10 protein-coding genes are annotated in these 10,274 nt (G+C 67.5%); 9 read left to right on the top strand and 1 reads right to left on the bottom strand.

Annotation, left to right across the window (positions count from 1 at the left end):
• Window positions 1-103: 103 nt before the first annotated feature.
• Window positions 104-1,018, bottom strand: coding sequence for a LysR family transcriptional regulator (locus tag AC6LJ2_RS29415; RefSeq protein WP_498152717.1), 915 nt, complete (start codon window positions 1,016-1,018; stop codon window positions 104-106).
• Window positions 1,019-1,180: 162 nt separating this feature from the next.
• Between AC6LJ2_RS29415 and AC6LJ2_RS29410 the strand changes: the two genes are divergently transcribed.
• The 9 genes from AC6LJ2_RS29410 (at window position 1,181) to AC6LJ2_RS29370 (ending at window position 10,100) form a co-directional block, all read left to right on the top strand.
• Window positions 1,181-2,617, top strand: a complete 1,437-nt coding sequence (locus AC6LJ2_RS29410) for a M20 family metallopeptidase (protein WP_498152716.1) — start codon at window positions 1,181-1,183, stop codon at window positions 2,615-2,617.
• 64 nt (window positions 2,618-2,681) lie between these two features.
• Window positions 2,682-3,653 carry a M14 family metallopeptidase gene (locus tag AC6LJ2_RS29405; protein WP_263915780.1) on the top strand — a complete coding sequence of 324 codons (972 nt, stop codon included), beginning with the start codon at window positions 2,682-2,684 and terminating at the stop codon, window positions 3,651-3,653.
• 63 nt (window positions 3,654-3,716) lie between these two features.
• Window positions 3,717-3,950, top strand: a complete 234-nt coding sequence (locus tag AC6LJ2_RS29400; protein WP_445659233.1) for a hypothetical protein — start codon at window positions 3,717-3,719, stop codon at window positions 3,948-3,950.
• 48 nt (window positions 3,951-3,998) lie between these two features.
• Window positions 3,999-4,976 carry an ABC transporter permease gene (locus AC6LJ2_RS29395; RefSeq protein ID WP_263915778.1) on the top strand — a complete coding sequence of 326 codons (978 nt, stop codon included), beginning with the start codon at window positions 3,999-4,001 and terminating at the stop codon, window positions 4,974-4,976.
• A gap of 5 nt (window positions 4,977-4,981) precedes the next feature.
• The gene (locus AC6LJ2_RS29390) at window positions 4,982-5,899 is read left to right on the top strand and encodes an ABC transporter permease subunit (protein ID WP_263915777.1); all 918 of its coding nucleotides are present in this window, start codon (window positions 4,982-4,984) and stop codon (window positions 5,897-5,899) included.
• A 132-nt stretch (window positions 5,900-6,031) separates the two neighbouring features.
• A complete protein-coding gene (locus AC6LJ2_RS29385) occupies window positions 6,032-7,015 on the top strand; it encodes an ABC transporter ATP-binding protein (protein WP_263915776.1) in 984 nt (327 codons plus the stop codon).
• Window positions 7,012-8,022, top strand: a complete 1,011-nt coding sequence (locus AC6LJ2_RS29380) for an oligopeptide/dipeptide ABC transporter ATP-binding protein (protein WP_263915775.1) — start codon at window positions 7,012-7,014, stop codon at window positions 8,020-8,022. The genes AC6LJ2_RS29385 and AC6LJ2_RS29380 overlap by 4 nt, the downstream gene beginning before the upstream one ends.
• Window positions 8,023-8,027: 5 nt before the next feature.
• Entirely contained in the window at window positions 8,028-8,933 is a 906-nt protein-coding gene (locus AC6LJ2_RS29375) for an alpha/beta hydrolase (RefSeq protein WP_498152715.1), read from the top strand.
• 39 nt (window positions 8,934-8,972) lie between these two features.
• Window positions 8,973-10,100, top strand: coding sequence for a M20 family metallopeptidase (locus AC6LJ2_RS29370; protein WP_263915773.1), 1,128 nt, complete (start codon window positions 8,973-8,975; stop codon window positions 10,098-10,100).
• Window positions 10,101-10,274: the final 174 nt, after the last annotated feature.

Genomic DNA, 10,274 nt, shown 5'->3' with positions numbered 1-10,274 from the left:
ACCCAAAGGGTTCGTGGGTCTGGGAATTGTTTAAAAGAGCCGGCCCCGGGGGGGCGGCGTTTTTTCTTTGGCCGCGGAATCGCCGTGCCGATGCCGCGATGCGTCAGGGCGCCGGCCCGTCGCCCAGCAGCCGATCCAGCTCGCGCGACAGCAGGGCGATGAAGGCCTCGGTCTTGGGCGGCAGCACCCGCCCCTGCATGACGTAGATCTGCAAGGTGCGCGACTGCAGTTCGGCATTGGAGATCGGCACCGCCACCAGTTCGTCACGCTTCAGGCTCCAGGCCACCGAGATATAGCCGCTGAGCATGATGGCGTCGGAACCGAACACGAAGCCGTGCAGCGGCGAGGAATCGTTGCAGGTCAGCGTGGGTTCGAGCTGCACCGATTCCAGCAGGCAGCCCATTTCGAACAGGTGCCGGGTGGTGGTGCCCGGCCCGGTCAATGCCAGCGGATAGCGGCCCAGGTCCTGCAGGCTGACGCTCTGCCGCCCGGCCAAGGGGTGGCCGGCGGCCATCACGGCATGCACCGGCGCCCGGCGCGAATAGCGCACGCTGACACCAGCGATCCGTTCCACATTGAAGGTCATGCCCAACTCGACGCTGCCTTCGGCGACCCGCCGGGCCACGTCGGACGGCGCCCCCACGTGCAGGTCAAAGCGCACGTCGGGCCAGTCGCGGCGAAAGCGCGCCATGGAAGACGGCAGGAAAATGCGTGCCACGCCTTCGACCGCGGCCATGCGGATCTCGTTGCGCGCCATGCCCTTGAGGGCGGCGATTTCCTGCAGTACGGACTCCGATTCCAACAAGGTGCGGCGGGCGTGCGCCAGCAGCAATCGGCCAGCTTCGCTCAGCACCATGCCGCGCGCGGCGCGTTCGAACAAGGGCGCGCCCGCCTCTTCTTCCAGCTTGGCGATCTGGCGGCTGATGGCCGACACGGCCACATGCAGGCGCTCGGACGCCCCGCTCAAGCTGCCTGCCTGGGCAACCTCGACAAAATAGCGCAAGGCAATGCCGTGCATATTCAACCCTTGTAGGTGGGGAAGCGCCGGGATGAAGCTTTGCCTTTTATGCAAAGCTATCGATAAATATTCTAATTGTAGAGAAAGCTTCCCTGATCCTAGAATTTGCGCAACGATGCAGGCAGGCGCGCACGACGCGTCCGTCCAGATAAGGGGAAGTCCGTGTCAGCAGCAGTCCCGAGCGCCAGCCGTGCCGCCGCCGTCGGCCGCGCGGCCGCCTACGCCGAAAGCGGCGCCTTGCAACGCGACCTGGCCAGCCTGGTCGCCTACCGCACCGAAAGCCAGAATCCCGAGCAGCGCGACGCGCTGTACGACTACCTTCGCACGGCGGTGGCGCCGCGTCTGCAAGGGCTGGGGTTTTCCTGTCACGTCAAAGACAACCCCGTGGCAGGCGGCCCGCCCTTCCTGATCGGCGAGCGCCTGGAAGATCCGGCCCTGCCCACCGTGCTGATGTATGCCCATGGCGACGTGGTGCGCGGCTACGACGAACAATGGCGCGACGGCCTGGCCCCCTGGCAACTGACCGCCGAAGGCGACCGCTGGTACGGCCGCGGCACGGCCGACAACAAGGGCCAGTACTGCATCAACATGGCCGCGCTGGAACAGGTGCTGGCCGAACGCAGGCAACGCCTGGGCTTCAACCTGCGCATGCTGGTGGAATGCGGCGAAGAGGTCGGCTCGCCTGGCCTGCACCAGGCCTGCGACCAATGGCGCGACCTGCTCGCCGCCGACGTCTTCATCGCCTCCGACGGTCCGCGGCTGGCCGCCGACCTGCCGACCCTGTTCCTGGGTTCGCGCGGCACGCTGCTGTTCGACCTGGTGGTGGACCTGCGCGGCCACGCCCACCATTCCGGCAACTGGGGCGGCGTGCTGCCCAACCCCGGCATCATCCTGGCGAACGCGCTGGCCAGCCTGGTCGATGCGCGCGGCCGCCTGCGGGTCGACGGCCTGCGTCCCCCGGCCATTCCGCCCGCGGTGCGCCAGGCGCTGGCCAGCATCCAGGTTGGCCAGGACGACGACGCGCCCGATATCGATCCCGACTGGGGTGAACCGGGACTGTCGCTGGCCGAACGCCTGTTCGGCTGGAACACGCTGGAAGTGCTGGCCTACAAGACCGGCAACCCGGACAACCCGGTGGGCGCGATTCCGCCGCGCGCCAGCGCCACCTGCAATCTGCGTTTCGTGGTCGGCACCGACTGGCGCCAGACCGAAGCCATCCTGCGCCGCCATCTGGATGCGCACGGCCTGACGCAAGTGGCCATCCGCATGCGCCGCGGCACGCCCGCGACCCGGCTGGACCCCGACGATCCCTGGGCCCGCTGGGCCGTGGCCTCGCTGGCCGCCACCACCGGCAAGACGCCGGCGCTGCTGCCCAACCTGGGCGGCACGGTGCCCAACGACGCGTTTTCCGAAGTGCTGGGCCTGCCTACGGTGTGGGTGCCCCATTCCTACCCCGCCTGCTGTCAGCACGGCCCGGACGAGCACCTGCTGGCGTCCGTGGCGCGTGAAGCCGCCGCCGTCATGGCGGGCCTGTTCTGGGACCTGGGCGAACAAGGCGCGGATATCGTGGCCCAACGCGGGCGCTCAACCCCTACCTGACCGCCGCCTGACCGCCCTCTGCCGTCATCCCCTATACAATCCCCTTCGCTTGATCGGAGTTCCCATGTCCTTGTCTTCGTCCGCGCCCCGTCCGCGCCCCTTTCTGCTTGCCTGTCCGGATCTGTCGGCCGAACGCCTGGGCAATACGGATACGCCGGGCGTCTGGCATTTCGACTCCGGCGTACCGGGCAAGCGCGTCATGCTCAGCGCCCTGATCCACGGCAACGAGCTGTGCGGCGCCTGGGCCCTGAAAGACGCCCTGGCCGCGGGCCTGCGCCCGCGCCGCGGTTCGCTGACGCTGGCGTTCTGCAACCTGGCCGCGTTCGACCGCTTCGACCCGGCCAACTACGCCCCGGCGCGCTTTGTCGACGAAGACATGAACCGTGTCTGGAGCGACGACAAGCTGGCCCAGCCGATCAGCCAGGAACGCCGCCGCGCCGCCGAGATCCGCCCCTGGGTGGCCCAGGCCGAGTGGCTGCTGGATTTCCACTCGATGAGCAATTCCGACGTGCCGTTGCAATTGACCGGCCTGGAACAACGCAACATCGACCTGGCCCTGGCGCTGGGCAATCCCGCCACCATCATTGCCGACGCCGGGCACGCCGCCGGCGTGCGCATGCGCGACTACGGCCGTTTCGGTGAAGCGGGCGACAACGGCACCCGTTCGCTGCTGATCGAATGCGGCTTCCACGGCGCCCCCGAGGCCCGCGGCGTCGCGGTCGACCAGATGGCGCGCTTCTTGATCGCGGCCGGCACGGTGGACGAAGCCGACCTGCCCCAAGACTGGATCGCGCCCCAGGCCAGCGCCCAGCGCGCCCTGCGCGTGACCCACGCGGTGGCCGCCAAAAGCGCCGATTTCCGCTTCGCCGAGCCCTGGAAAGGCCTGGAAACGCTGCCGCGCGCCGGCACCGTCATCGGCTGGTCCGAGGGCGAGGCCGTGACCACGCCCTATGACAACTGCGTGCTGATCATGCCGTCCACCGCCAACCTGCGCGCCGGCGTCACCGTCGTACGGCTGGCCCAGCCCATCGCCTGACTGACCAGGCGGGGCCCCCTCGACGGCGCCCCGCCATACATAAAAAGGCCCCAAGGGAACGCAATGTCCGCAAACGTTTTCATCCGCAGCGCCTTGTCCGCCTGTACGCTGGCGGCCGCCATGGCAGGCGGTGCGCCCACCGCCCTGGCCCAGGCCGCCCCCCAGACGCTGCGGATCGACCTGCCCAGCATTCCCCTGCACTTCGAAAGCAGTATCTGGGCGTTCAGGAAAGCGCTGACCGACGAAGGCCGCGCCGCCCAGTACACCCTGGCCCTGTCGGCCAGACCCGCCCAATAAGATCGCCAATCCGGCGCCTGCAACCCGAGCCCACCAAGGAAATATCACGTGGCCCTTTTCATCCTACGCAGACTGATACAGAGTCTGTTCGTACTGCTGGCCGTATCGGTCGTGGTCTTCTTCGCGGTGTATGCCGTGGGCGACCCGATCGAGCTGCTGGTCAGCCCCGAAGCCAGCCAGGCCGCCCGCGAAGCCATGATCGCGCGCCTCGGCCTGGACCTGCCTGTATGGCAGCAATACACCGGGTTCCTGTGGCGCGCGCTGCATGGCGACCTGGGCACGTCGTTCGTGCACGGCATTCCCGCCATCGAACTGATCGTGCAGCGCATTCCCGCCACGTTCGAACTGGTCATCGTGGCCATCGGCCTGACCTGTGTGATCGGCATTCCGCTGGGCCTGGTGGCCGGCCTGTACCGCGACGAGCCGCTAGGCCGCGGCATCATGGGTTCTTCCGTGCTGGGCTTTTCGCTGCCCAACTTCTGGCAAGGCATGATGCTGATCCTGCTGTTCGCCGTCTGGCTGGGCTGGCTGCCGGCCACCGGCCGCGGCGACACGGTCACCGTGCTGGGTGTGCGCCTGTCGATCCTGACGGCCGACGGCTGGTCGCACCTGATCATGCCGGCGATCAACCTGGCGCTGGCCAACATCGCCCTGGTGCTGCGCCTGACGGCCTCGGGCGTGGTCGAGGCCCGCAGCCAGGACTACGTGAAATTCGCCCGGGCCAAGGGCGTCAAGCCCGGCCGCATCGTGCGCCGCCACATCCTGCGCAACATCCTGATCCCGGTGGTCACCGTGATCGGCATGGAATTCGGCACCCTGATCGCCTATTCCACCATCACCGAAACCGTGTTCGCATGGCCCGGCATGGGCAAGCTGCTGATCGACAGCGTCTACCAGCTTGACCGCCCCGTGGTGGTCGCCTACGTGATGCTGGTCACCCTGATCTTCGTGGTCATCAACCTGGTCGTGGACATCCTGTACGCCGCGCTCGACCCGCGCGTGCAGCTCGTGACCCCTGCTCAATAACCGCCATGGCTAATCCTCCCAACACCGGCCGCACTCGTACCGTCCAGCCCCTGGCCGATACGCCCAAGCGCGCCTCGATCCTGAAGAAACTGCGGGCCCGCCCCACCGTGCGCGGCTCGGCCATCGCCCTGATCATCCTGATCCTGCTGGTGGTGTTCGCACCGTACTTCGCGCCGCAGAACCCCTATGACCTGGCCAACCTGTCGCTGATGGACGGCCGCCTGGCGCCGCGCCAGGCGCTGATGGACGGCAGCATCGCGTGGCTCGGCACCGACGACCAGGGCCGCGACATGCTCAGCGCCATCCTGTATGGCCTGCGGATCAGCCTGATGGTGGGCCTGTCCGCCGTGATGCTGGCCACCGCCGTGGGCGGCGCGGTCGGCCTGGTGGCCGCCTACCTCGGCGGCCTGGTCGACACCGTGCTGATGCGCATCGTCGACTTCATCCTGGGCTTTCCGACCATCCTGGTGGCGCTGGTGCTGCTGGTGGTGCTGGGGCGCGGGGTCGACAAGGTGATCCTGGCGCTGGTGCTGGTGCAGTGGGGCCACTACGCCCGCATCATGCGCAGCCGCGCGCTGCAGGAACGCCGCAAGGAATACGTCGAAGCCGCCGCCAACCTGGGCTTTCCGGCGTGGCGCATCATGGTGTTCCACCTCTTGCCCAATTGCCTGGGCCCCGTGATGGTGTTTGCCACCATCCAGATCGCCACCGCCATCGCGCTGGAAGCGACGCTGTCGTTCCTGGGGGTGGGCGTGCCCATCACCGAACCGTCGCTGGGCCTGTTGATTTCCAACGGCTTCCAGTACCTGCTGTCGGGCGACTATTGGATCAGTTTGTTCCCGGGCATTGCTTTGCTGGTGCTGATCCTCTCCATCAACATCGTAGGCGACCGCCTGCGCGAGAGCCTGGATCCCAAAAGATGACGCCCCCCCCCGAAGCGCTGCGCGCTTCCCCCTCAAGGGGGCATGCCTGCGGCCCGGCAAAGCCGGCTCCGCGGCATCCCGATGGAGCGGCACACGCTACACCTGCGGCGGTTTGCGCACTGGATTACTGACATGAGCGAAACACTACTCGAGGTGCGCGGCCTGCGCACCGCATTCCATACCGAAGCCGGCGCCTGGCTGGCGGTCGACGGCGTCGACCTCACCGTGCGCCGTGGCGAAATCGTGGGCCTGGTCGGTGAATCGGGCTCGGGCAAGTCGGTCACCGGTTTCTCGCTGCTGGGCCTGATCGACCCACCGGGCGAAGTCGTCGACGGCGAGGTCAAGTTCAAGGGCAACGACCTGCGCAAGCTCTCGGAAGAGCAGATGCGCCAGTTGCGCGGCAACCGCATCGCGATGATCTTCCAGGACCCGCTGATGACGCTCAACCCGGTGCTGCGCATCGGCGAGCAGATGATGGAAGCCATCCTGACGCACGAGGACGTGCCGCGCGCCCAGGCCCTGGAACGCTGCCGCGAAGCGCTGGCCATGGTCGGCATCCCGTCGCCGGAAAAGCGCCTGAGGAGCTATCCGCACGAGTTCTCGGGCGGCATGCGCCAGCGCGTAGCGATCGCGATCGCCATGCTCAACAAGCCCGACCTGATCATCTGCGACGAACCCACCACGGCGCTGGACGTCACCATCCAGGGCCAGATCCTGTACCGCATGCAGGAGATCTGCCGCGAACACAACACGGCGCTGATCTGGATCACCCACGACCTGGGCGTGGTGGCCGAACTGGCCGACCGCGTGGCGGTCATGTACGCCGGCCGCATCGTCGAAAGCGGTCCGGTCGAACAGGTGCTGGATTCCCCTCGCCACCCCTACACCAAGGGCCTGCTCGACTCGATGCCCGGCGCCACCCAGCCGGGTGCGCGCCTGCACCAGATCAACGGCATGGCGCCCAGCCTGGCCGGCCGCCCGTCGGGCTGTGCCTTCCGGCCGCGCTGCGCCCACGCGGTCACGCGCTGCACCGAACAAGCCCCCACCGTCACCACCGAAGGTCCGCGCAGCTATCGCTGTTACGTCCCGATCGCCCGCGAGGCCGAGCAAGCATGAGCCAAGCCGATACCCCCGTCATCGAGCTCAAGAACGTCCACAAGCGCTTCGAGCAGCGGCCCGACCTGGCCCAGCGCATCCTGGCCCTGACCGGCCGCCCCATCGACCGCCGCACCGTCTATGCCGTCAACGGCGTGGACCTGCGCATCGGCCGCGGCGAAGTCGTCGGCCTGGTCGGTGAATCGGGCTGTGGCAAGTCCACCCTGGGCCGCGTCGTGGCCGGCCTGCACCGCCAGACCGAAGGCGACCTGCTCTACCAGGGCCAGGACGCCCGCCGTCTGCGTGGCGCCGACAAGCTCGCCTACACGCTGGGCGTGCAGATGATCTTCCAGGACCCGCAAGCCTCGCTGAACCCGCGCCAGCGCCTGCGCCAGATCCTGGGCGAGTCGCTCAAGGTGCACAAGCTGGCGCCGCCGGCCGAGATTCCAGCCCGCATCGACCAGGCACTGAAGGAAGTGGGCCTGGACACCGAGTACCGCGACCGCTTCCCGCACCAGATCTCGGGCGGCCAGCGCCAGCGCATCGGCATCGCCCGTGCGCTGATGGTGGCGCCCAAGTTCCTGGTGTGCGACGAACCCGTGGCCGCGCTGGACGTGTCGATCCAGGCGCAGGTGATCAACCTGTTCATGGACCTGCGCGAACAGCACGGCTTCACGTACCTGTTCATCAGCCACGACCTGGGCGTGGTCAAGCACATCTCGGATCGCGTGGCGATCATGTACCTGGGCAAGATCGTCGAGATCTCGACGTCTGCCGAGATTTTCGCGCACGCCAACCACCCGTACACTCAGGCATTGATGGCCGAGGTGCCGGACGTGGCCCGCCGGGGCCGCAAGTTCACGCCGATCAAGGGCGAAATCCCGTCGCCGCTGAACCCGCCCCCCGGCTGCACGTTCAACCCCCGCTGCCCCCACGCCATGCCGCGCTGCCGCGAGCAGGCGCCGTCCCTGAAAGAAATATCGCCGGGCCACTGGTCGGCCTGCCACCTGAACGAAGCCACCGCCTGAACGCCATGAAACCCTCCGACATGTCCAACAAGGACCGCATCTCCATCGAAATGGGCCACGCGGGCCGCAACACCATCGCCTACATCGACGAAGACCGCAATTCCGACCGCCCGTTCAAGCTGCAGACCTACCGCCCCTACGGCTACACGCCGGACCGTCCGGTGGTGATCGTGCAGCACGGCGTGCTGCGCAACGGTGACGAATACCGCGACTTCTGGGTCGAGGCGGCCGACAAGCACAAGCTGCTGATCGTGGCGCTGACGTTCTCCAACGAGATCTGGCCGGGCGTGGAAAGCTACAACAACGGCCGCGTGTTCTCGGCCGGCGGCAACCCGCGCCACATCGACGGCTGGACCTACGCGCTGGTGGGCAACGTGATCCGCGACATGATCGACGGCGAAATCACCGATGGCCAGAACGTCTACCTGTTCGGCCACTCGGCCGGCGGCCAGTTCGTGCACCGCCTGATGAGCAGCCAGTCGCACGCCCCGTTCAAGGCGGTGGCGGCAGGCAACCCGGGCTGGTACACGCTGCCGACGTTCGATTACCCCTTCCCCGAAGGCATGGACGGCGTGGGCCTGACGGAAGACCACCTGGTCAAGCTGCTGGCCTACCCGATGATGATCCTGGCGGGCGACCAGGACATCGCCACCGACGACCCGAACCTGCCGTCGGAACCCGCTGCGATGCGCCAGGGCCCGCACCGTTTCGCGCGCGCCCATAACTACTTCGAAGCCGGCCGCAAGGAAGCCGAACGCCGCGGCGTGCCGTTCAACTGGACGCTGCAAGTGGTGCCCGGCATCGGCCACGACGGTCGCGCGATGTCCGCCGTATGCGCCAGCCTGTGGTTCGACGGCCGCATGCCCGACGACACCGAACTGGCCCGCCTGGCCGGCCAGCAAGTCGCCTGAACGCTCCCCCTTTCCTAGCCGACATTCCCGGATACCGCTATGTCTTCTTCCCGCACTGAACAGCTCGTCGCCGGCATCCAAAGCTGGCTGCAATGCGAATCGCCCTCGAACTTCCCCGACGGCATCGCCGCCATGGCCCGCATCATCGCCGACTACGCGGCCGCGGCCGGCCTGACGGTGGAACTGTCGTCGCTGGGCCCCACGACCGGCCCGCTGCTGTACGCGACCAACCGCGCCCCCGGCGACACGCGCCCGGGCATCCTGATCCTGGCGCACATGGACACGGTGCACCCGGTGGGCACGCTGCTGGAAAACCCGGTGCGCATCGAAGGCGATCGCCTGTACGGCCCGGGCAGCTACGACATGAAGGCCGGCATCTACCTGGCGCTGACGGCGCTGGCAGGCGTGGCCCGTCCGGGCGCGACGCAACTGCCGGTGGACTTTCTGGTGGTGCCTGACGAAGAAACGGGCAGCCATGCCTCGCGCGTGCACATCGAACGTTTCGCGGCCAACGCGAAGTACGCGCTGGTGTGCGAGCCTGCCCGCCCGAACGGCGGCAAGTGCGTGACGGCGCGCAAGGGCACGGGCATGCTGAACCTGAACGTGAAGGGCCGCCCGGCCCACGCCGGCATGCAGCACGAGAAGGGCCGCAGCGCGATCCGCGAGATGGCGCACCAGGTGCTGGCGCTGGAAGCGATGACGGACTACGAGCGCGGCATCACGGTCAGCGTGGGCACGATCGCCGGCGGCACGGTAACGAACACGGTGCCGGCGCTATGCCGCTGCGTGGTGGATTTCCGCGTGCCGGACATGGGCGCAGCCGAAGACGTGCTGCGCCGCATGCGCGAGCTGTGCGCAGTGGGCCCGGACGTGGAGCTGGACATCGACGTGGAACTGAACCGCCCGCCGATGGTAAAGACGGCAGAAGCCGCCGCCCTGCTGGCGCTGGTGCAAGGCTACGCGGAACGCGCAGGCTTCCTGCTGGAAGACGCCCCGATGACGGGCGGCGGCAGCGACGCCAACTTCACCTCCGCCATGGGAATTCCGACGCTCGATGGTTTGGGTGCGGACGGAGATGGTGCTCATACTTTGAATGAGTACATCTTGGTTTCTACGTTGGAGCAGCGGTTGAAGTTTTGGGAGTTGTTGTTGAAGGATCTGGCTTAAAGGCTTGATGTTTGTTTGATGCGCGGGGTTTTCTTCTTAAGCCGCGCGTGCCGGGGCAGGCGGGTGAGGGCGGGGCTACGATTGCGGTCCGGAGCCTTCGCTCCGGACTGCCCCGTCCTCATCGTCGTCCAGGCCTTCGGCCTTCCCTTCCGATTCCGTCGGGCGCATCTACAC

The organism is Achromobacter sp. 1014246743 (assembly GCF_059760725.1).
Note: the sequence above shows the minus strand (reverse complement) of the source record. Positions and strands in the feature narration are given on the sequence as shown.